Origin of the sequence: Pseudomonas sp. P7779, assembly GCF_013386315.1 — a bacterium.
Classification (GTDB): domain Bacteria; phylum Pseudomonadota; class Gammaproteobacteria; order Pseudomonadales; family Pseudomonadaceae; genus Aquipseudomonas.
Window position 1 is genome coordinate 269,849 of the sequence record NZ_JACARZ010000005.1, and the last position, 22,616, is coordinate 292,464.

General features: G+C 63.7%; 17 protein-coding genes. 4 read left to right on the forward strand and 13 right to left on the reverse strand.

The annotated features are described in order from the left end of the window. Positions 1-53: 53 nt before the first annotated feature. Positions 54-1,454, forward strand: a complete 1,401-nt coding sequence (locus HX869_RS02915; RefSeq protein WP_008439447.1) for an aminoacyl-tRNA deacylase and HDOD domain-containing protein — start codon at positions 54-56, stop codon at positions 1,452-1,454. Between the two features lie 134 nt (positions 1,455-1,588). On the opposite strand, the gene HX869_RS02920 is transcribed toward HX869_RS02915, so the two are convergent. The 13 genes from HX869_RS02920 to tagH all read right to left on the reverse strand — a co-directional run bounded on the left by HX869_RS02920 (position 1,589) and on the right by tagH (position 19,103). Further along, positions 1,589-1,969, reverse strand: coding sequence for a hypothetical protein (locus HX869_RS02920; RefSeq protein ID WP_008439448.1), 381 nt, complete (start codon positions 1,967-1,969; stop codon positions 1,589-1,591). A 125-nt stretch (positions 1,970-2,094) separates the two neighbouring features. Further along, complete coding sequence (gene tagQ, locus HX869_RS02925) at positions 2,095-3,018, reverse strand: type VI secretion system-associated lipoprotein TagQ (RefSeq protein ID WP_003213311.1); 924 nt, start codon at positions 3,016-3,018, stop codon at positions 2,095-2,097. 84 nt (positions 3,019-3,102) lie between these two features. Further along, a complete protein-coding gene (locus HX869_RS02930; RefSeq protein ID WP_003213313.1) occupies positions 3,103-4,815 on the reverse strand; it encodes an SUMF1/EgtB/PvdO family nonheme iron enzyme in 1,713 nt (570 codons plus the stop codon). After that, positions 4,808-5,992 carry an FtsX-like permease family protein gene (locus HX869_RS02935; protein ID WP_178902715.1) on the reverse strand — a complete coding sequence of 395 codons (1,185 nt, stop codon included), beginning with the start codon at positions 5,990-5,992 and terminating at the stop codon, positions 4,808-4,810. Before HX869_RS02935 ends, HX869_RS02930 begins: the two co-directional genes overlap by 8 nt. Next, positions 5,992-6,696, reverse strand: a complete 705-nt coding sequence (locus HX869_RS02940; protein ID WP_008439454.1) for an ABC transporter ATP-binding protein — start codon at positions 6,694-6,696, stop codon at positions 5,992-5,994. The genes HX869_RS02935 and HX869_RS02940 overlap by 1 nt, the downstream gene beginning before the upstream one ends. Beyond that, positions 6,696-9,704 carry a serine/threonine-protein kinase gene (locus HX869_RS02945; RefSeq protein WP_178902716.1) on the reverse strand — a complete coding sequence of 1,003 codons (3,009 nt, stop codon included), beginning with the start codon at positions 9,702-9,704 and terminating at the stop codon, positions 6,696-6,698. The genes HX869_RS02940 and HX869_RS02945 overlap by 1 nt, the downstream gene beginning before the upstream one ends. Next, the gene (locus HX869_RS02950) at positions 9,701-10,420 is read right to left on the reverse strand and encodes a PP2C family serine/threonine-protein phosphatase (RefSeq protein ID WP_178902717.1); all 720 of its coding nucleotides are present in this window, start codon (positions 10,418-10,420) and stop codon (positions 9,701-9,703) included. Before HX869_RS02950 ends, HX869_RS02945 begins: the two co-directional genes overlap by 4 nt. Continuing rightward, entirely contained in the window at positions 10,421-11,074 is a 654-nt protein-coding gene (gene tagF / locus HX869_RS02955; protein ID WP_177022389.1) for a type VI secretion system-associated protein TagF, read from the reverse strand. It lies immediately after the preceding gene. Then, entirely contained in the window at positions 11,071-14,571 is a 3,501-nt protein-coding gene (gene tssM / locus HX869_RS02960; RefSeq protein WP_178902718.1) for a type VI secretion system membrane subunit TssM, read from the reverse strand. Before tssM ends, tagF begins: the two co-directional genes overlap by 4 nt. Further along, on the reverse strand, positions 14,568-15,857 hold the full coding sequence (locus HX869_RS02965; RefSeq protein WP_008439459.1) for a DotU family type VI secretion system protein: 1,290 nt from the start codon (positions 15,855-15,857) through the stop codon (positions 14,568-14,570). Before HX869_RS02965 ends, tssM begins: the two co-directional genes overlap by 4 nt. A 6-nt stretch (positions 15,858-15,863) precedes the next feature. Then, on the reverse strand, positions 15,864-17,198 hold the full coding sequence (gene tssK / locus HX869_RS02970) for a type VI secretion system baseplate subunit TssK (protein ID WP_003213330.1): 1,335 nt from the start codon (positions 17,196-17,198) through the stop codon (positions 15,864-15,866). Positions 17,199-17,212: 14 nt separating this feature from the next. Further along, positions 17,213-17,719 carry a type VI secretion system lipoprotein TssJ gene (gene tssJ, locus HX869_RS02975; protein ID WP_003213332.1) on the reverse strand — a complete coding sequence of 169 codons (507 nt, stop codon included), beginning with the start codon at positions 17,717-17,719 and terminating at the stop codon, positions 17,213-17,215. Positions 17,720-17,771: 52 nt separating this feature from the next. Continuing rightward, a complete protein-coding gene (gene tagH / locus HX869_RS02980) occupies positions 17,772-19,103 on the reverse strand; it encodes a type VI secretion system-associated FHA domain protein TagH (RefSeq protein ID WP_023659289.1) in 1,332 nt (443 codons plus the stop codon). Between the two features lie 403 nt (positions 19,104-19,506). Between tagH and tssA the strand changes: the two genes are divergently transcribed. From tssA to tssC, 3 genes are read left to right on the forward strand one after another with little or no spacing between them, the layout of a single operon-like run. Then, the gene (tssA, locus tag HX869_RS02985; RefSeq protein ID WP_087693721.1) at positions 19,507-20,526 is read left to right on the forward strand and encodes a type VI secretion system protein TssA; all 1,020 of its coding nucleotides are present in this window, start codon (positions 19,507-19,509) and stop codon (positions 20,524-20,526) included. A gap of 54 nt (positions 20,527-20,580) precedes the next feature. Beyond that, the gene (gene tssB / locus HX869_RS02990; RefSeq protein ID WP_003213340.1) at positions 20,581-21,087 is read left to right on the forward strand and encodes a type VI secretion system contractile sheath small subunit; all 507 of its coding nucleotides are present in this window, start codon (positions 20,581-20,583) and stop codon (positions 21,085-21,087) included. Between the two features lie 2 nt (positions 21,088-21,089). Beyond that, positions 21,090-22,586 carry a type VI secretion system contractile sheath large subunit gene (gene tssC / locus HX869_RS02995; protein WP_003213343.1) on the forward strand — a complete coding sequence of 499 codons (1,497 nt, stop codon included), beginning with the start codon at positions 21,090-21,092 and terminating at the stop codon, positions 22,584-22,586. Positions 22,587-22,616: the final 30 nt, after the last annotated feature.

Consider the following 22,616-nt stretch of genomic DNA (forward strand, 5'->3'; position numbering starts at 1 on the left):
ACTTGTATCAAGCTGGTTATACTCCAATGACTGTAGGAAATTGGATTCAGGCCATGTCAGAAGTTGCCCTCGCCACAGCCCCACCGACTGCACCCTCGGTGATTCGGACGCTGCTTGCAAAGCTCGCCATCAGCTACACGGAAGTTACCGAACGCCCCGGCCTGAACCCGGCGCAGAAGGTTCAAGCCGTACTGCTCGATGATGCCGTGGGTGCACTCATGGTGCTGTTTCCACAGAACCAGTTGCTGGACCTTAATCGCCTCGCCGAGCTCACCGGTCGGCGCCTCACGGCCGTGTCGCCGGAGCGCCTGGAGCGCATGCTCGGCAAGCACAGCCTGAGCCTGCTGCCCGGCCTGCCGCCGCTGACCAGCTCTCCCTGCCTCTACGAAGAAAGCCTGTTGCGTGAGCCGACCGTGCTGGTGCACTCGGGCGAAGCCGGGCTGCTGCTGGAGATTTCCAGCGACGCGTTCAAGAGCATGCTGACCAAGGCCAGCGCCGCGCATTTCGGCGAGCCGCTGAGCAACATCCGGCCAAACCTGGATCGCCCCAATGACGACCGCGAGGAAATCACCCAGGCGATGCAGGCGTTCACCGCCCGCCGTATCCAGCAACGCCTGGAAGCGACCATCGAAATTCCACCGCTGGCCGATACCGCGCAAAAGATCATCAAGCTGCGGGTCGACCCCAACGCCACCATCGACGACATCACCGGCGTGGTCGAAACCGACCCGGCCCTGGCCGCCCAGGTGGTGAGTTGGGCCGCGTCGCCCTACTACGCCTCGCCGGGCAAGATCCGCTCGGTGGAAGACGCCATCGTGCGCGTGCTGGGCTTTGACCTGGTGATCAACCTCGCACTCGGCCTGGCCCTGGGCAAGACCTTGAGCCTGCCCAAGGACCACCCGCAACAGGCCACGCCGTACTGGCACCAGTCGATCTACACCGCCGCCGTCATCGAAGGCCTGACGCGCGCCATGCCCCGCGCCCAGCGCCCGGAAGCCGGCCTGACGTACCTCGCCGGCCTGCTGCACAATTTCGGCTACCTGTTGCTGGCCCACGTCTTCCCGCCGCACTTCTCACTGATCTGCCGGCACCTGGAGGTCAACCCGCACCTGTGCCACAGCTACATCGAGCAGCATCTGCTGGGCATCAGCCGCGAGCAGATTGGTGCGTGGTTGATGCGCTACTGGGACATGCCGGACGAACTGTCCACCGCCCTGCGCTTCCAGCACGACCCGACCTACGACGGCCAATATGCGGAATACCCGAACCTGGTGTGCCTGGCGGTGCGCTTGCTGCGCAGCCGCGGCATCGGCTCGGGGCCGGATGAATCCATCCCGGACGAACTGCTTGAGCGCCTGGGGCTGACCCGGGACAAGGCAGAGGATGTGGTGAGCAAGGTGCTGGATGCGGAGACGTTGTTGCGCGAGTTGGCTTCGCAGTTCAGCCAGGGATAAATCGGGCGCCTGTTACACCGTATTCGCGAGCAAGCCCGCTCCCACATTCAATCCCATTCCAAAGTTGGAACTCGGTCGAATGTGGGAGCGGGCTTGCTCGCGAATGCAGGCGACGCAGTATTGCTGAAGAACCCCTAGCCTTTGGGCTTTTTCTTCGGCTTCAAATACTTGGTCAACCCCTGGAACCAGATCACCAGCGCCGGGTTGCCCTTGATCTGGATCGACTTGTCCTGAATCCCCGTCATGAACGCCAGTTGCTTGTTCTTCGCCTGCATCGTGGCGAAGCCGTAGGCGGCGTCTTTGAAGGCGATGGCAAACGCAGGCGCGGGATGAACACCCGAGCGGCTGGTAATGCGCTGGTCTTTGACGATGAAGTGACGGGCAACCTTGCCGTCGAGGGTCTGCAACTGGAACGCCAGGTCCTTGTCACCCAACTGCTGCTGGAACGCAGGGTTGGTGCGGCTGGCTTTGCCCATCAACAGGCCAAGCATCCAGAGAAGAAAACGAAATTTCATGCACACGGCCTCAGTGTAATTATTGGGTGGCCGCAGCAGTTTAACGATTTGTGCAAATAACGCTACCGATCTCCCGTTTTAGCAGGAGATCGGCTGGCGTTTAACGCTTATAGCAACAACTTTCCTCAGACGTTAGGGCAAGGAACCGGTGCCCAGTCCGCCAGGTTCGGATCACGGCAAGTGCCTTCGATCTGCGCTTTACCGGCGCTGGCAACCTGCTTGCTTTCAGCTTGTTTGGTCTGGGCGGTCTGGATGGTTTTCTCGGTGGCTACGGCTTCTTTCGGCACGGTTGGCAGTACCGGCTTTTTCGCGACTTTTACCGGCTTCTTGCCTTTGGCTGGCGTCACCACCGGCGTGGTATCGGCAGTCGCAACAGTGACCACGTCAGCACGTTGTACGCCCACTTGTTGCAGATCCTGCTCGTACGCCTGGGTGTAGTTGTTCAGGTCTTCGCTGGCCTTGCCGTTCACCGCGACGATCAGGTCGTTGGACTCTTTCAGGCCCGAGACGATTTCTGCCAGGCGCTTGCGGCCTTCAACGTCGTTGACGGTCTTGGCCTTGCGGTCGGCCACCAGCTTGGTGAACGCGCTCTGGTAGCACTGCTGGGACGCCTTGGCGTACGCGGTGCTGCGGTCGATGTCCGAAGCGCGCTTGTTGACGTCGGTGGCGTAGGAGGCGATGCGCTGGTTGTCATCGGTGATCTGCTTCTGGCGCTCGGTGTAGTAACCCGCAGCACCACCGGCCAGGGCGCCGCCCGCTGCACCGATGGCAGCGTTGCGGCCGCGCTTGTCGGAGTCGCCGGTCAGGGCGCCCAGCAATGCACCACCGGCCGCACCCAGGGCGGCACCGGTGACCACCGACTTGGTCAGGTCCGAATCGGTAGCACGCAGGTGCTGCACCGGCTCGTAGCAGTTCGGGTAGTACTCGACCTTGGTGGTCGAGGCGACCTTGTTGGTCGGCGACGTTGCGCAACCGGTCAGCACCGTGCTGAAGCCTGCGGCAATCAGCAGCAGATGACGCTTGGAAACTGCCTTACGGGAAAAAATCATCGTTGTGTTCTCTTTTAAGTTTGACTTGCCCAGCACGGCCCACCGCCGCCTGAGTCCCTTCCAAGCTCGCCGTACAACCAGCGGTCAAGACCGCTGACCGCTCGCTGCGAGCAATTCCTTCAAAATCGTCGCCGGGTCGGCCCGCTGTTGCTTGCGGTAGTTGCCCACATGGCGAACGAATAACGTCGCACGCGTCACCAGGCTCTTGCCCAGTACCGGCTTGCGATCCAACTCTTCCTTGATCCGTTGAAACTGCGCCTGGATCACCGCATCGGTGTAGCGCGTGCCGGTGGCCAGGTTGTCGATGTAGATCGCCACCGCGCCGTCCAGCGCACTGCGCCCATTGGTGATCGCCGTGGCGAACAGCTGCGCGCTGGCCTCGTCCTTGGCGTCGATGGCCTGCTGGCGGCTCTTCTGCAAATTGATCAGGCGGATGTTGTAGTTGTTGATGGTCTCGGCCACCAGGGCCGCGGACTGAATCAGGTTGCCGGCCGCTTCTTCGCGCTGCTGGGCGATCAGCGAGACGTTGCGCTTGAGCTCTTCGTTGACCAGCCCAAGTTCGGCTTGCAGGCGCGGGTCGACGCTGGCGGCGATGATGCTGTCCAGGCGCTTGGTCGGGTCCTGGGCGTCGTCGATGGCATCGGTCAACGAGGCCAGGCGACCTTCCTTCTGCCACTGGGCGAACAGTTCCTTGTAGCGCGAACGCGGTGCCGACAAGGCGCCAATCGCCACGCGAAAGCCGGTGGTCTCGTTGCTTTGTTCGGTACCGTCGGCGGCGAACAACGGGTACTCGCGGCGCATGCCGGTGAACAGCGTGCCCTCGCCTTCCAGGTAGTTGCCGCCCTTGACCACGAACCCACCATAGGTGCCCTGGCGACGCCCGGCGTGCACCAGTTGAAAGGACTCCTGGACCATTTCCGCTGCGTTGCCGATCACATCGAACATGCCGATCGGGTTGGGCAGCTTGGTGCCGATGGGCATCAGCCGTGCGGCCTGACCGGTGCCACCCGCGACCTGATTGAACACCGCGTAATCGGCAAGGGGACCATCGCTTTCGCTGCCCTCGGTACGCCGTGGAAACAGCCGGCCTTCAAGGTCCTGACGGCTGACCGCCTGGCCACCGCGCGCGGCAAACTCCCACTCCACTTCGGTAGGCAGGCGCACAAAGCCCAGGCCGCCGTCGTCCGCCGAAGCACCGCGACCACTCACCGGCAGCAGCTCGCGGTGATATTTCATCAACCAGGCGCTGTACACCGCCGAGAAACGTTCGGCTTCAAAGCGCGACAGCTTGACCTTGGGCAAGCGCGCCGCCATCCCGGTAGGTACATCGCACGCCGGGGCGGGTTCGCCACTGGCCAGGGATTGCGCCTGGGACATGACCTGCGCATATTGCCGCGCAGTGACTTCGTACTTGCCGATGAAGTACAGCATCGGCTTGAGCGGGGTCTTGGCGTCGGTCTTCGGCATCAGCGGCGCAATGACCTTGTTCCAGTCCTTGGGCAGGTCCTTGAGGGTGAACTGGCCGTTGATGAAGTCGCGGCGATAACCGGAAATGAACGACTGCTGATAGCCCGCTTCACCTTCGCTGAACGGGTAGCCGAGGCTGATCTCGCGGTCATCCAGGGTGCCCTGGGCCAGCACGTAGGCATAGCGGAACACCATGTTGCCTTCGCAGGGCAGCGGCAGGCTGACGTCATCCGGCAACGGCTTGGGGTTGTCCAGCTTGTCGCTCGCCTCATCGGCCCAGGCCACGCAGGACAGGGTCAGCGCCATGGCGGCGCCCAGTAACTTATACATCTCTGACTCCTTCAGAAGCCTGGATACGCGCCACACGCCAACCACCACACGCCGCCGCCACGGCGCTGACGCCGAGGACAGCTGCCAGGGCCAGGCCGTAGTGACGCGCCAGCAGGTGGCTGGCGTATTCGCCCGACACCTGCACGAATAATTGGTTCAGGCCGGACTCTGCCAAGCCATATAAAAGCCCACTCAATGCAGCGGCAAACCCCGCGCTGTAGAGCGCCTGCAACACCACAAACAGCAACAACCCGGCGGTGGAAAACCCCAACAACCGCAATACCGACAGCTCCCGGCGCTTGCGTGCAACCGACGCCAGCGCCGCGGCAAAGATCGCGGCAAACGCGCCCGCCAACGCCAGCCCGGCGATGATCCAGAACACGATCGACAGGTTGCGGCTCAACGACTGCACCTGGGCGATGGTCTGGGCCTGGGTCGACACCAACAGATTCTGCCCGGCGAAATACACCCGCAGCGGCTCCACATCCACCAGGCGCCGCGCATACAAACGGAACGCCGGGTATACCCGTTGCTCGCTGACGCCCACCGCATCGCCGTCCCAGCCAAACGCCGGCACCGCGCGGCCATCGCGATAATCTTCCGCTGCTTCCAGCAAGCCCAAGGGCGCAAACAATCCATCCCGGGCGAAGGCTTCCAGCGGCGCTACCTGCAGCACTTGAACCCGTAGGCGTTGCGACTCGACGCGCCCCGCCACCTGGCGCCCAAAACTCGCCTCCAGCCAATCCCCGGCCTTTGCCCCGAGCTTTTCGGCAGCGGTGTGGCTCAGCACGATCTGATCCAGGCCCTTGGGCATCGGCAGGCCGGCCAGCAATGGGTCGTTGGCGGCGGTCGGCAGCATCTCCACCGTCACCGCCTCCAACTGCGCCGTCGCCGCAATCTGCCGGGTGCGCGGCAAGGCGAACGCCACGTCGCTGCGCTGGCGGAGCTGCTCGACAAATTCACTGCTGAATCGACCACCGCCCAACGGAATAATTTCCCGGGTGGCCGGGTCGTTCTCCAAACGTTCGGTCAAACTGCTAACCAGTCCAAATTTCAGGCCGAACAACACCAGCAACGGCGCGATCACCGCCACCAGCGCCAGCACCGAACACACCGACAGCCACGCATCGTTGCGGTAATCCTGCCAGGCCAGGGAAGTCACCAGGGCGATACGCATCAGCACGCCTCCCCAAGGGTGGCGGTGACGCCGCCGTCGGCGTCGCGACGGCAACTGATGCGCCGCACCTGCAAGCCGCTGGCCCGGGCCAGGGGTTCATCATGGGTAGCAATCACGCAGCACGCGCCGTTATGCCGGGCCTGGGCCAACAGCGCCTGCATCACCCGCTCGGCGTTCAACGGGTCGAGCGCAGCGGTGGGCTCATCCGCCAGCAACAGCTGCGGACCGTGGGCCAGGGCTCTTGCGCAACTGACCCGCTGACGCTGGCCGACGGACAACGCCGCCGGCTTCTTGTCCAACTGATCAGTGATTTCCAACTGCTCGGCCAACCGCGCCACGCTGCCGTCGTCTTTCAAACCCAGGAGTTGCCGCGACAACGCAATGTTGCCGCGCACATCGAGAAAGCCCAGCAGGCCGCCGGTTTGCAGCACGTAACCCAGGTGCCGACTGCGTAGCTCCGCCAGCGCGCTTTGCTGGTCACCACGCCAAAGCCCGGCAATGTCGACGCGGTTGAAATCGAACTGCCCGACCTGATCCGGCGCCAACACCAGCGCGAGCAAATCCAGCAAGGTGCTCTTGCCACAGCCACTCGGCCCGACCACCGCCAACTGTTCACCCGCACGCAGTTGCAAGCCCGGTATCACCAGGCTGTAGCGCTGGGCACCAACGCCCCGGCTCTTGTGCACTGCGCTCAAGTTCAGCATTACGGCAGCGTCGACAGCGGCACGCGGTACAACGCATCACCCGGCTCGGCATCGCCGAAACGGACCCAGTTGGCCACATCGTTATGGAAGGTTTCGTAGAGGCGGATCTTCGAATCCAGCTCGTCGATAAAGTCTTCCTGCTCGGCCACGCTCAACGACAGCCACAAATCCTGGGTCATGTTCAGCGACTTGCTGCGGTACGGCAGGCCTTCCAGGTATTCGCCAAGGATGCCGCCGTCCGCCAGGTTGCCGCCCTTTTTCAAGGCCTGTGGATCACGGCTCATATAGGCCGAGGCGCTGGCGATTTCCTGGAAGAAATCCTTCGGTGAGGTCTGGGTTTTGCGCGCGGCGTCGACGATCAGTTTCAAGGACTGCTGCAAATCGTTGAGCTGCAATTTGGTCAGCATCACGCACACCTGAAAGGCCGGCAGCGCGGTATTGGTCAGGTCGCGATCGGCGGTCCAGGCACTCACCAGTTGCGGTGCCTGGCTCGCGGTTTTGCGGCCAAGGAAATCCATGTGCATCGCGTAACCGACGGCGGCGGATTTGTCCGCCAGGGTCGGCGCGGCACTGAGCAGCGGCACCGGCTGCGGCGTGTTGCTGCGCACCTGATGCACCAGGTTGGCGAACACCGTGCCGATCTCGTCGACCCGCTCGCCGAACTTGCGCACATCGCCACCGGGCACCGGCGTGTACAGGTCGCCGATCTGCGGGTTGGCGTCGGCGGTCAGGGTGCGGTACTGGGCTTCGGCGCCGCTGTGGGTTTTCTTCCCGGCGTCGGTGCGCAGGTGCAAGGCATAGATCTTGATCTGCTTGCCCAGCGCCGCCTGGCGCACTTCGGCTTCGTTCATCTGGGTGGTGGCAAACGGGTCGTTCTTGCGCAACGCACCGGCGTCGGTCACCAGCAGGATCAAGCGCCCGCCGTAGCCGGACCAGTCCATGCCTTCCACCGCCTGCATGACACCGGCGAACGCGTCTTCGTTGAACGAGTGGCTGGACACCGTCGACGCTTTGACCTGCCGCGCCATGTCGAGGAAGCGCTGCGGGTCGCGACCTTGGTCGAGGGTGATCAGGGTCTTGGCCACATACTCCAGGCCGGGGGTTTTCTTGATGCTGTTGCGAAAACCCACCAGGCCAAAGCTCACGCTGTCCAGTTCGCCACGCTCGGCGATGCGGGTTTGCAGCTCGTGGACCACGTCGCGAACCTGGTCGATGTAGGGCTGCATCGACACCGTGGTGTCGACCACCAGCACCACCGCAGTGCGGAAGGCGTCGGCGCTGGCATCGATCGCCGGCGTTCGGCCGACAGCCTTGGCGATGACATTAGGCGTGTTGCCCGGGTCGATGGAGGCGACGTTGAGCAACTGCACCGGCTGGCCGTTTTCGTCGAAGCTCTCTTTGGAGTCGAAGATCGGCAGCAAATAGAACTGGTTCTGCGGGACGGCGCTGGCGGTCGGTTCCAGGGCCAGCACCTGCTGGTTGTCCTCGGTGTTTTTCTGCACCTTGAGCAGCAGGTTTTTCGCCGCTGCGGGATCGGCTAAAAGCTTCTCCACTTCAGCGGACTGACGCAGGAACATCACCGGCGCCCGGCCCGAACGCTCGGTGAACTTGAGCACCAGGCTCTGCTTCCAGTCGCTGGCTTGCGCCGCCGGCAGCCAACCGTCGCTGCGCCCGTCGGTGGCGGCGCCAACCCGCAGCCAGGGGCTGCCGTCGACGTCCTTGCGTTGGTAGACATAGAGCACGGAAAACGCCGGCAAACCTTCGCCAGGCGCCCCGCCCGCTTCGTGGGAAAGCTTGGCGCCGGGCTTGCTCAGTACCCGCTGGAACAGGGTTTTCTTGCCGGCCATCAGCAACGGGCGTTGACCGCCGTCAACCTGCGCCGCTACCGGTTGCGCGGCAGGCGGCGTGACGGCCTTGGCCGCCTCGACAACCGGCGACGCGGCGGCTGGCGCGTCATCTTTCAACCACCAGTAACTTGCGCCCGCAATCGCCAGCGCGACTGCCACGGCAACTGCCGCCAACGCCAGCACCGGCCCACGGTTTTGTCCGGACACGGCCGAGTGTTGCGTCGGCGTCACCACCGGTTGCCGCACGGGTTGTGGCTGCGGCTTTTCGGTCGGGATTTCGATGGAAACCGGCGTGAGTCCGGCCAGGTCATTGGAGACCGCAACCGGAATCGGCAGGGGCCGAATCAACGTCGCCTCTACCTGCTCCTCCTTCGGCAACTGATCCAGCGCCCGCAACAACGCCGCCGCATCCGGGAAGCGTTCCGCCGGGTCTTTGGCCAGCAGCTTGCGCAGCACCTCCTGATAACGCCCATGGTGCACCGGCAACTCCGGCAGCGGTTCAGTCAGGTGCGCCAGCGCAGTGGAAAGCGCATCGGTGCCGTTATAAGGCAGCTTGCCCACCAGGATTTCGTAGAGCACCACGCCCAACGCATACAGGTCGGCGCGCCCATCAATCTCCTGGCCCCGGGCCTGCTCCGGGCTCATGTAGCTCGGCGTGCCGACGGCAAATCCGGCCTGGGTGAACTGCGTGCGGTCATCCAGGGACTTGGCGATACCAAAGTCCGACAACACCGCCGTGCCATCCGCGCGGAACAGAATGTTCGCCGGCTTCACATCGCGATGCACCAGACCCTGAGCGTGGGCGTAGCCCAGCGCCGACGCGATCTGGCGGATATACGTCAGCCCTTGCTCCGGCGTCAGGCCCGCGGCGATGCGCTCCTTGAGCGTGCCATTGGGCAGGTATTCCATGGCCATGTAGTACAGCTCACCGACATTGCCGATGTCATGGATGGTCACGGTGTGCGGGTGGGACAGGCGCGCCAGGGTCTTGCCTTCGCGCAGGAAGCGCTCGCAGAAGCTCGGGTCGGCCGCCAGCGCCGCCGCCATGATCTTCAGCGCCACCTTGCGCTCCAGGGAACGCTGGGTCGCCAGGTACACGCTGGCCATGGCGCCAACGCCGATTTCGCCTTCGATGTCGTAGCCGGGAATGATGATGTTCATGTCGACACCTTCACAACGATGGCGGTGATGTTGTCCGGCGCGCCGCGATTGAGCCCCAGGTGCACCAGGCTGCGGACGATTTCGTCCGGCTCGGCATGGCTCAGTACTTCACGGATCTCGTAGTCTTCGACGGTCTTGTTCAGGCCGTCGCTGCACAGCAGGTAGCTGTCGCCGGGGGCGATCAACAGGTCGACCGACGACAACGCCAACTGTGCTTCCACGCCAATCGCGCGGGTGACGATATTCGCCCGTGGATGCACCCGCGCATCGGCTTCGCTGAGCAGGCCGCTGTCCTGCAAGTCCTGCACGTAGCTGTGGTCGCGGGAAATGCTTTCCAGCACGCCGTCCCGCAGGCGGTACAGGCGGCTGTCGCCGGCCCACAGGCACACGCCGCGCAAGCCCCGGGTGGCAAGCAACACCACGGTGCTGCCCATCATGGTCACGCCACGGTGGGCGGTTTCTTCGCGCACCGCGCCGTTGACTCGCAGCAGGTCGCTACGCAACGCCGCCGTGTATTCCTCAAGAGAACGGCCCACGGGAATGCTGCGCAGGCTGTCGACAATCAGGCTGCTGACGTAATCCCCCGCCGCGTGCCCGCCCATGCCGTCGGCCACCACCCACAGGCCGTTTTCCGGCAGGTCGAGGCAAGCGTCTTCATTGACTTGGCGAACCATGCCGACGTGGCTTTTGCTGGCGGATTTGAACGTGGACCGCATCTACACAACACCTTCTTGGCCGAGCAAAAATTGCGCAAAATCGTCGGCAGCAGGCAAGCCCTGACACCGCATTAAACCGGGAGAAATCTGTTGCGAACCACGGCCCCACCACAGGCTCGCGCCTTCGCAGGCCTGTTCGGCAAGCGCAGTCATCCGCGCCTGCGGGTCTGTGGCGTTGACACGCTGCAAGCCCGCAAAGCGACTACCCAAGGTGCGAGGTTGGCAGGCTGGAGCGCCGAGGGATTCGATCCCGCCGCTGAAACCTTCGAAGCTGGCGCTGGCGTCCAGCGTGCTCAGCAACAACTCTTCCACCTGTTCAAACCAGGTGTCCGGGCCGCCAACGACGGAGGCCGGGTCGGTGTCGTGATCCAACAGCGCAGCCACCGTCAGCGGGAAATAGCGCCCCACCCGGTCGATGCTCGGCATCACCACGCCCACCGCCGCGTCCGGCCCGCACACGCCCGGCGCCAACACGAAGCGCCACAATGGGCTGACCAGGTAAGCATTCAGCCAGTCAGCCCCGAGGCGGGTCTGGCTGGCGAGCAATCCGGACGCCAGCCAACTGTCCCAAGGGCCGATAAAACTCTGGGGCAGCGCGCGGCTGACAAAGTCGCCGCGGCACGCCAACTTGCCGTAGAAACCCAGCGTGGTCATAGCCGCTCCGGCAGGCTGAAGCCGTTAAGCACGCGGCTCTTGAACGGGTTGAAGGCACTGTTGGCCCGCAACTCGTAGGAGATGCTCGCGCCGTCGACCCGCAGACGCAGGTTGAAGCGGTCCGGCGAATTGCCGGCGGTCAGGTCCGATTGCTCCAGCAGGCGAAACCAGGCCCACGGGCCGTCCAGCGTTACACCGGAGCGCCCGCTGGCTGACGGCGGCATGATGGAAATGCGCACCACGCCAATGCTGCCGGGATTCGGCCACTGCATCGCGACCGGCCGGCTCGGGCCGTGGTCATAGCTCAGTTGCTGGCCGTCCAGGTCCAGCAGGAACTGGGTGATGGTCGCGTCCATCGCCACCGGCTTGAGTTCAAAGCGCACGATCGGCTGGGTGCCACCGGCGCGGAAAAACGCATCCCGAATGGTCGCCGCACGCTGGAAGGTTTGCAGCACGCCCGGCGCAATGCCGAGTTTCTGCGCCGCACCCGGCTGCCAGCGCCAGGTTTGCGTGGAGGTGTCGACGTAAGGTTGCAGGTACTTGCGGAAGTAATTGTCCATCACCCCGCCCACCCCGAAGAACTGGCCGAAGTCATCCAGGGTCGCGTCCCGCGCACTGCCGGGCGACATCGGATAACGCCCGGCCAGGGACTGGCGATACACGTTCACCACTTCGCTGACCCACGCCGCATTCAGCTGGTTGCGCACCCCGCCCATCATGCTGTTGGTGGTGGAGTTGACCACTGACTTGACCATGCCCTGCACCAGCGGCGGCTGGCGTTCGGCATTCAGGCTGACCCGCGTGGCCGCAGCCGCCGCCTGGTTTTTCGCTTCGCCGAGCAACGCATCGCCACTGGCGCCGACCATGGCGCTGACCTGCACATACAGCGCATTCATGTCCGCCAGCAGGCCATCGATGGCTGCCGGTTCGCCTTCGTTCTTGCTGACGATGCTGTTGAGTTCGGCGAAGTGCGCCGTCACCGGGTCTTCACTGGCCGCCGGTGCATCTGCGGTCGGTTGGTCCTGGCCAAGCAGGCTGCCGAGGCGTTCCTTGAGCTTGTCCACACCACCTTCCACCGGCGCGCCCTTGGCAGCCAGCAGGCGTTCTTCCGCCTGCAGGTCGGTCTCCTTGGAGACCGCCACCAGCAGCTTCTTCAGCGGCGAAGTCGGCCCGGAAATCACCCGCAAGACGTCGGCCGCCTGGGCCACGCTGGTGATCGGCACAAAGTCGATATCCGCCAGCAACGCATCCCACTGGCGTTGATAATCCTGGAAGTACAGGCGGCGCACGTCGGCGGCGAGGCTGACGACGTTTTGTTGGTCGGCCTGCTCGCGGCCCAGTACCCACTGCTCTTCAGCAAGGGTGCCGGTCTGGTTCAGGCTGGTCAGCAGGAAGCCCTGGCGATAACCCTTGGCGGTGAAGAAACCGCTCAACGGTTCGCCCAACGGCTTGCCGCTCTTGCGACTGAACACCAGCGCGGCATCGCGGCCCGCCGCTTCGTTGATGCGAAAGTCCGGCACGCCTTCCGGCAGTTTCTGGCGCTTGATGCGGTCGTAGACGCGCTGGGCCACCGGCAGTTGCTGCAGTTGCCGACGCAGGTCGTCGATCAAGCGCGGGTCGAGACGGGCGCTGGGCGGATGCCGCTCGAACAGGGCCTGCAAGTGCCCGATCAGGGCCTGGCGTTGGTCCGCCGGCAGGTCGCGCGGCAGGTTGCGGTCCCAGTCGAGGGCGATCCAGGCCTTGATGAAATCCGGGTCGTAATGCTCGCTGTCGGCGAGCATCAGGTAGGCCTTCAAACCTTCGTAGAGGAAGTCGGAATTGCCGCCGCCGTGCAGTTGCTCTTCGATGCGCGTCACCAAACGGGGCGCGAACACGGCGATCAACAGCTTGCGGTAGACGCTGGCGGATTCGGCTTCGAGCATGTCGCCCTGATACAGGCCCAAGCCTTCGGACCAGCTCGGCGAGTCGCCCGCGAGGTTCTTCACGGCGTTAAGCAGGGGCAGCACCGCGAGTACTTCGCGCTGTGCCGGGCTGAGGTTCTGCACGGTCTGGCCCAACGGCGCGACCTTCTGGTCAACCTGGGCGATGTAGGCCTGGTTGGCGCGATAACTCACCCACCACAACGTGCTGACGACCAGTACCAGCGCCACGGTTGCGGCCAGCACACCCCGGGCAATCCACTTGCGACGGCGCTCGACCTTCGGGTTGACGCCCACCAGGCCACGCTCGGCAAACGCCACGGCGGTGAACAGTTTTTCGATGAAGTAACTGCGCCCGGTGCCGGTCTGGCGCGCCAGGTGCTGGCGGTCCAGGTTCATGCTCTGGGCCATGGCGCCGATCAAGCGGTCAATCGGGCTGCCTTCCTGGGTGCCGCTGGTGAAGTACACACCGCGCAGCAAGACGCGCTCTTCAAAGGCGTTGGGTTTGAATACGCCTTCGAGGAAGCCTTGCAGGCAATCCTTCAACGCGCCGAACTGCTGCGGGAAACCGTAGATCAGGTCGCGCCGCGCCGGGTCGCGTTCCTGTTGCAGGCGCTCCACCAGGCGCTCGTTGAGGCGCTGTTCCAGGCCGGCGAACTCGCTTTGCAGATGGGCCAGCGGGCTGTCGCTGTTCTTGCCGTCGTCCAGGGCGAAGGTCATGCCCCACACTTGGGCGCGCTCTTCCTTGCTCAGGTTGTCGAAGAACTCCATGAAGCCCGGCACCAGGTCGAGCTTGGTGAGCATCAGGTAGATCGGGAAGCGCACGCCCAGTTGGGTGTACAGCTCCTGGATGCGCAGGCGGATCGCGGCGGCATGGGCGGCACGCTCGGCGTCGCTGCCCAGCAGCAGGTCCGAGAGGCTGATGGCGATAAACGCACCGTCAATCGGGCGCCGGGATCGCTGCTTTTTCAGCAGGTCGAGAAAGCCCAGCCAGGCGGCTTTATCCACCGTGGAGTTGCTGTCCTGGGTGGTGTAGCGGCCAGCGGTGTCGAGCAATACGGCCTGGTCGGTAAACCACCAATCGCAATTGCGCGTACCGCCCACGCCCCGTACCGCACCGGCACCCAACTGCGCCGCCAAGGGAAAGTGCAGCCCGGAATTGACCAGCGCGGTGGTCTTGCCCGAGCCCGGCGGGCCGATGATCACGTACCACGGCAGCTCATACAGGTTGCGGCGCTCGTCACCGCCCAGCTTGGCCTTTTTCAACAGGGCCAGGGCTTCGTCCATGCGCTGGCGCAGGGTCGCCAGCTCTTCGGCGGTGGCGACGCTGGCAGGGTCTGGCGGGGTTTCCGCCGCGAGGCTGCGCATCACTTCGGCAGCCTGGCGCCGGGCCTGGATAATCCGGAACACGCGGTAGGCAATCCACACCGCGAACACCAGGATGATCAGCGCCCAGCGGCGCCCTTCAGGCACCAGCACATCGAGCAACGGGCCCACAAACCAGATGATCAGGCTCAAGGCGATCAGGCCCAGCAGCGGGATCACCCAGCGAATCACAAAACTGAAAAACGCCTTCACTCGACGCCCTCCGCCAATACGGTGATTTCTACCCGGCGATTGCGCGCACGGCCTTCGGCTGTGGCGTTGGTCGCCACCGGCTCGGTGTCGCTGCGGCCTTCGGCGCTGAAGCGTTCCGGCTGGCCGGTCTTGGCCGCGAGAATCTCCAGCACCGACTTGGCCCGCGCCTCGGACAGCGCCCAGTTGGACGGAAAGCGCAGGGTCGCAATCGGACGGTTATCGCTGTGGCCGGTGACCCGCACCTGGCCCTTGACCTTGCGGATGGCGTCGGCAATACGCAGCATCAGCGGCTGGAAGTCATCGACGATGCTGGAGCTGGCCGAGGCGAACAGTTCATCACCACGGATGGTCACCACGGAGCGGTCGACGGCATCTTCCACGGCTACGCGACCGGCCTTGATGTCTTCCACCAGGAAGCCTGCCAGACGCGGTCGCTCAATGATTTTCGGCTGGGCCACCGGACGGTCGATGGCCTGCACCGGGATCTCCCCCAGGGCATGAATATTCTTGAACACCGGCTCGGCATCCGACGCCAGTTTCATCCGCAACCCGAACAGCAATGCCAACAGCAGTGCCAGGCCGATGGCCACGGCGATCCATGGCGGCATGAACTGCGCCAGGCGATCACGGGCCACGGTCACGCCGCGCCAATGGGGTGACAGCTCGCGCTCATGCTCGCCACGGGCACTGCGAATCGCCGCAGCGGTACGCTCGCGCAAGGCTTCCAGCTGGCTGCGGCCATCGTTCATCACGCGGTAGCGACCTTCGAAACCCAGGCACAGGCACAGGTACAGCAGTTCCAGCAGGTACAGGCGTTCCCGCGGGCTTTGCAGGCAGTGATCCAGCAATTGGAAGACCTTTTCGCCGCCCCAGGCTTCGTTGTGCACGGTGATCAGCAGGCTCTGCTTGCCCCAGTCACTGGCACTGCCCCACGGCGTACTCAGCACGGCTTCATCGAGGGCGGTGCACAGCGCGTAACGCGCCAGCAGCACATCGTTGCGGGCCACGCCGGCCGCCTCGGCACGTTCTTCGAACTGGCGCAGGTAAGCCAGCAACTGCGCACGCAGGCTCGCTGGCGCAGGGTGCGAGATCGTGTTGCGCAGGCGTGTCAGCAGCGACAACAACGGGCCGGCAGCGCTTTCCAGCGGGTTCAGGCCCTGGGCCTTGCCGGTCAGGATCGGCGCAGCGGGCATCGACAGCGGCGCCGGCTCTGCGCGAACAGGCTCCGGCGCGCGGCCACCGGGACGCGGCATGAACTGGGTGCGGTCATCGTCATTCGGATGCATCGCGGATTACCCTCGGATGGCCCAGAAAGCCAGGTTCAACCCCGGGAACTGGCCGGCGATGTGGAACGCAAAGCCACCGGAATTACCCAGTTGCTGCCAGTGCTCGCTGCCCCGGTCCAGCTCGTAGTAGGTGGAGCCTGCGTGGTACGGAATCTGCCGTGGCGCCACCGGCAGCGGCAGCAGGCCGATGCCCGGCAGTTGCAGGTTGACCAGGTCGCGGATGTGTTCCACCGAGCCGACTTTGCTTTGCTGGCCGAAGCGCGCGCGCAGGGTTTCGCCTGGCACATCGGCGCGCACCACCAGGATGAAACTGGCGCTGTCGATCAAGGTTTTGTCGGCCAGCATCGCCACGTGCACGCCGTAGGCTTTCTCGACAATCGGGATCGGCGTGGCCTTGCTGTCGATCAGCATCGACAGCGCCTCGCGCAGGGCCTGCATCACCGGGGTGAAGCTCAAGGCCAGGTCGTCATGCTGGTATTGCGGGTATTCGTGGGGGCGGCGACCCGTGGTGGAGAAGGTCGAGAACTCGCCGGCCAGGCTCACCAATTCACTGAAGAAACGCTCCGGGTGCAGCGGGCTCAACTGACTCAGGTGCTGGATCAGCGGCTGGGCGCGGTTGACCAGTTGCAGCAGCATGAAGTCGGCAATCTCCGAAGCACCACCGGCGCCCGAAGCCACCACGCGCCCGGCCAACGCTTCGCCGCGCTGGTGCAGCAGGCCCAGCAGTTCGCTGCGAAACGCGGTCAGCGGTTTGCTGGCCGTCACGTCGAGGACCGGCGGGATGTAGCTCTCGTCCAGCACCAGGGCGCGATCGGCGCGTTTTTCCTTGATGCGCACCAGGCCGATAGCCGCGTAATCGCTGATGCCATCCTGGGCGGTCAACAGGCGCAAGGCGCGGGAGCCGACCGCCACCGGCGCACGGTTTTCGAAGGGCGCGTTGTCGTCGCGCACTTCACGCACCTGGCTGACATAGCGCGCGGCTTCCAGGGCCTCGCCTTCGTCGACGGTGTCGCGGGCGCCGGCACGCTTGAGGGGCAACGCCAGGTACACCAGGCCATCGCGCAAGTTGTCGTCGATATTCAGCGGGCTCGGCGCCAGGTCGTCCTGGGGGATATTGAACGGCGTGCCATCCGGTAACAGGCCACGTGCCGAGACGATCGCCAGCTTGCCCTGGGCCAGCAGGCCCTGGTCGATCAACAGTTCGGAAAAGCCCCAGGCCCCCGCCGACAACGGGCGGCTGCGCGCATCGATCAGGTTTTCCAGGTAACGGTCATGCTGCTGGAAGTGCTGCGTTCCGATGAACATGCCTTCCGACCAGACCACGCGATTGTTCCAGGACATGGGGGCTCCGATTCTTATTGGGCAGGGCTGGATGGGGGAACCACGACGTCGGCACGCACGGCGTGCACATCGAGGCTGATCTGGTATTCGGTGTATTGGCGTGCCGGCACGTTGAGCACCGTGCGCCACTCGGCGCGGTCCAGTTCGCGATAGCCCACCAGCAGGCCGATCTGGCGGGTGGACGGGTCGAGGTCGCGCTGGATGCTCAATTGCTGGCCGGGCAGGATCACCACTTCGTCCTGGTCGAGCAGGTCGAGGCCGAGGGTCGACTGTGCGCGATCGGCCAGGGCGAAGTAGTCGGAACGGCTGAAGGTGGCGGCGTTTTTCAGTTCGAAAATCCGCACCCGTACCGGGGCTGCCTGGCCATTGGCGCCGGGGTTGAGCCCGGCGATGGCATGGAAATGCAGCTCGACGGCGGCGGTGTCTGCCTCAGCTTCGGCGGCCTCGGGCTTGGCCGCATCCTTGGCACACGCCGTCAGCAGAAGCGCGGTGGCGACTGCGAGTAAAAACCTGGGAATCATCCTGCGTCCTCAATGACGTACTTAGCTATCCGTTGTTCCATGTACTGCGTTGTTAGTGACGCTGTCGGCTGCTGTGCGCTTCGTAGGCACGGCTGAATTCACGCCCGAACAGGTCCTGGAAATCTTCCTGGGCCTCGCGGGAAATATTGCTGTAGAGCTCGGTGAACTGCTGCCAGTACTGGGCCTGGCGCGAGCCGTTGAAAATGCTCGACAGCCCGCCGGGCTTGCCCATGCGCTCTTCGAGCTGCGCCGGTTCAAAGCGCGTCAGCAGGTGCTTGATGGCGGCTTCGACCCCGGCCATGACGGCCAGTTGGTGGGCGCGCAGATCGTCGAAACTGTCGCGCACGGCCAAGTCCGGCGCCATAAACGCCTGATTGCTGTGGCGTAGGAGCAGCAGTAGCGCTTCATCGGCATTCGGGGCGAATTTCAACGGATTGTTTTCCACCGGTTGAATCACCGTCTGCTGCATGCGGAACTCGCCCTTGAGGCTGCTGCGGGCACGCAACACGTCGATCAGGCCTTCGACCATCAGCCGGTAACTGCGGCCGATGCTTTCCATCTGGGCTTCGGCCTGGGCCTTGTCCAGGCGCAACTGATCGAGGCCCGCACCGCGCAGGAAGGCTTGCAACAGGTCGGGCTGGCTGGCATCAGCCACCGGGAGCGGGCGCTCGACCTTGGGCGGCTCGATGACCGGCGGCTGTGGCGGTGTTGGCGGCGGCGGTGCAACAGGCCTGGGTGCCGGGGCATCGCCGAACAGATCCCAGTCTTCGGGTATTACTGAGCCCGAGACCACCGGCGCAGGCGGCTCAGCCACGGGCAGCGGTGTCGGCGGGCGGAAGTCGTGCTGCTCGGCCGGCACGTGATCGTGCACGGTGGCCGGCGGTACGCTGGTGGGCGCGAGGAAGTCGAACAGGTCCGGCAGGGTGTCCATCGACGAGGCGCCCTGGAACTGCGGCGCGATCACCGGAGGTGGCGTCGGGGCCTTCACGGCGGCGCCCATCAGGGCTTCGAAACTGTTGGAAGCGTCACCGGTGAAAGACGGGGTATCTGTCACTTTCAGGTTGAAATCGATACGCGCCTGGATCTCGTAATCGCCGATGCGGATCAGTTCGCCGTCCTGCAATGGCTCGCTGCTTCCCCGCCGCAAACGAATACCGGCATGCACTAACTCAACTCCATTAGTGCTGTTATCAGTTAAGTAGTAACGACCATCTTTGTACTGAATAACGCAATGTTGCGTGGAAACAAGACGTTCTGGATCAGGCAGTACCCAGTCATTTTCGGAACCGCGGCCAATAGCCATCACTCCCTGATCCAGGGACTTTTCAGAACACTGGCCAGGGGTAATCTTGTGATAACTAGTGATAGTCAAGCACAGCGACATCTTGCCTCCTTGCTGATACTTCGCGCGCGGCCGTTCCCTGGGAGAAATGCTCCGAGAGATCCACGACAGATCCTTTCAAAACCTTGAAAGCCTGCTTCAACCCGCGTAATTGCTGATCTTAACCGGCCTGTATGACAAAAATCCTGCCTCGGCACCTGCTTCGACTGATCAGTCGCACAAGATGTTAAGCACCGCACATCTGTCATAGAGGGCGAATAGCTTACCTTGACAAGGCATAAGTACTACACCAAAAATGCACAACTTCTTGAACACCAATGATGGCACTTTGAAATCAGCATGATGTCAAAGCGCTAAATAAGACCAAGAAAACATGCAAAGTTCCTCGCGCAACTAATGCATGAGTTGCCCGTCATCTAACGGGCTGATAGGGAGATCGAATTTAGTGGATGTGCCTCTGCTGCTCGCCGCCGTTTCCGCGACTTCGCCCTGTGGCGAAGACTTGGAATATGACGCCGATTACTTGCATCTTGAGCGTGCCGCACAGGGTCAACCCGAGCGCAGCATGGGCGACTCGATCCTGCCTGCCGAACCTCCGGAATGGCGCAGCATCCAGCAGCAAAGTCTCGACCTCCTGCAACGCAGCAAAGACCTGCGCATCACCCATTTCCTGTTGCAAGCCGCCCTCGCCCTCCAGGGCATTGCAGGGCTTGCCGACGCACTCGCACTGATCAACGCGCTGCTGCGCGAATACTGGGCCGACCTGCATCCGCGCCTGGATGCCGATGACGACAACGACCCCACCGTGCGCATCAACGCCCTCAGCGGCGTGGCCAGCGACGCGAACATCCGTCTGCTGCGTGAGGCCATTCTCACCCGTTCGCGCACCTTCGGGCCCGTCAGCCTGCGCGCCGCGCTGAATGCCAGCGGGCTGCAGAGTTTCCCCGGCGAAAACCTCGGTGCCGAACAGCTTAACGGCGCATTCCTCGACAGCGATGCCGAGCAATTGCAAGCCACCCGCGACGCGCTGAACGCCGCCCGCGACGCCTGTGAGGCCATCGAACAATACGTCAGCGACCAGGTAGGTTCCGCCCAGGGCGTGGACCTCGGCCCCTTGAAGCAACTGCTCAAGCAGGCCGTGCAGATACTTAACCAATACGCCCCGCACAGCGGCGCCGCCAGCGAGCCCGAGGTTGTCAGTGACGACAATGCCCCCTCGGTTGAATACGCCGCCGCGCCCGTTGCAGCACGCCCGACCGGCGACATCGCAAGCCGCGATGAAGTGCTGCGCAGCCTCGACAAGATCCTTGCGTACTACACCCGGCACGAGCCTTCGAGCCCGCTGCCGGTGCTGTTGAACCGGGCGAAGAATCTGGTGCACGCCGACTTTGCGGCCATCGTGCGCAACCTGATTCCCGACGGCATGTCCCAATTTGAAAATCTGCGCGGGCCGGACAGCGAATAAGCGTACGGATCGCGCAGTTACAACACCGTCGCTCAAGCGACCAGGAGCAGCAACGTGGCGAAGCAAAGTTCTCAGAAATTCATCGCGCGCAACCGTGCGCCTCGGGTGCAGATCGAGTACGACGTCGAGCTCTACGGCGCCGAGAAAAAGGTCCAGCTGCCCTTCGTCATGGGCGTGATGGCCGATCTCGCCGGCAAGCCCGCCGAACCTCTGGCGCCTGTGGCCGACCGCAAGTTCCTTGAAGTGGACGTCGACAACTTCGACTCGCGCCTCAAGGCCATGCAGCCACGCGTCGCGTTCCACGTGCCCAACGAGCTGACCGGCGAAGGCAACCTGAGCCTGGACATCACCTTCGAAAGCATGGACGACTTCAGCCCCGCCGCTGTGGCGCGCAAGGTCGATTCGCTCAAGCAACTGCTCGAAGCCCGCACCCAGCTGGCCAACCTGCTGACCTACATGGACGGCAAGACCGGCGCTGAAGAAATCATCATGAAGGCGATCAAGGACCCGGCACTGCTTCAGGCACTTGCCAGCGCGCCCAAGCCTGCAGGGGAGCAGTAATCATGACTGACAATACCGCCCGCGAAGGCACCCAGATCCTGGGTACCACCGAAGAAGCCAGCGAGTTCGCGAACCTGCTGCTGCAAGAATTCAAACCCAAGACCGAGCGTGCCCGCGAAGCCGTGGAAACCGCTGTGCGCACCCTGGCCGAGCAGGCTCTGGCCCAGACCGACCTGGTGTCCAACGACGCGATCAAGTCGATCGAATCGATCATCGCCGCCATCGACGCCAAGCTCACCGCCCAGGTCAACCAGATCATCCATCACCAGGATTTCCAGCAGCTGGAAAGCGCCTGGCGTGGCCTGCACTACCTGGTGAACAACACCGAGAGCGATGAGCAGCTGAAGATTCGCGTGCTCAACATCTCCAAGCCGGACCTGCACAAGACCCTGAAGAAATTCAAGGGCACCGCGTGGGACCAGAGCCCGATCTTCAAGAAGATGTACGAAGAAGAATACGGCCAGTTCGGCGGCGAACCCTACGGTTGCCTGGTGGGCGACTACTACTTCGACCAGTCGCCTCCCGACGTGGAGCTGCTGGGGGAGCTGTCGAAAGTCTGCGCCGCCATGCACGCACCGTTCATTGCCGCCGCTTCGCCAACCGTGATGGGCATGGGCTCGTGGCAGGAACTGTCGAACCCGCGCGACCTGACCAAGATCTTCACCACCCCGGAATACGCCGGCTGGCGCTCGCTGCGTGAATCGGAAGACTCGCGCTACATCGGCCTGACCATGCCGCGCTTCCTGGCGCGCCTGCCGTACGGTGCCAAGACCGATCCGGTGGAAGCCTTCGCCTTCGAAGAAAACACCGACGGTGCCGACAGCTCCAAGTACACCTGGGCCAACGCCGCTTACGCGATGGCGGTGAACATCAACCGTTCGTTCAAACACTTCGGCTGGTGCTCGCGCATCCGTGGCGTGGAGTCAGGCGGTGAAGTCGAGAACCTGCCGGCCCACACCTTCCCGACGGATGACGGTGGCGTGGACATGAAGTGCCCGACCGAAATCGCTATCAGCGACCGCCGCGAAGCGGAACTGGCGAAGAACGGTTTCATGCCGCTGCTGCACAAGAAAAACACCGACTTTGCCGCCTTCATCGGCGCCCAGTCGTTGCAGAAACCGGCCGAATACGATGACCCGGACGCCACCGCCAACGCCAACCTGGCCGCGCGCCTGCCGTACCTGTTCGCCACCTGCCGTTTCGCTCACTACTTGAAGTGCATCGTGCGCGACAAGATCGGTTCCTTCAAAGAGAAGGACGAGATGCAACGCTGGTTGCAGGACTGGATCCTCAACTACGTCGACGGTGACCCGGCGCACTCCACCGAAACCACCAAGGCCCAGCATCCGTTGGCTGCCGCCGAAGTGATCGTGGAAGACGTCGAAGGCAACCCGGGGTACTACAACTCCCGGTTCTACCTGCGCCCGCACTACCAACTCGAAGGGCTGACCGTGTCGCTGCGCCTGGTATCGAAACTGCCTTCGGCGAAAGGCGCGTAACACCGTCGCTCGTTCCCACGCTCCGCGTGG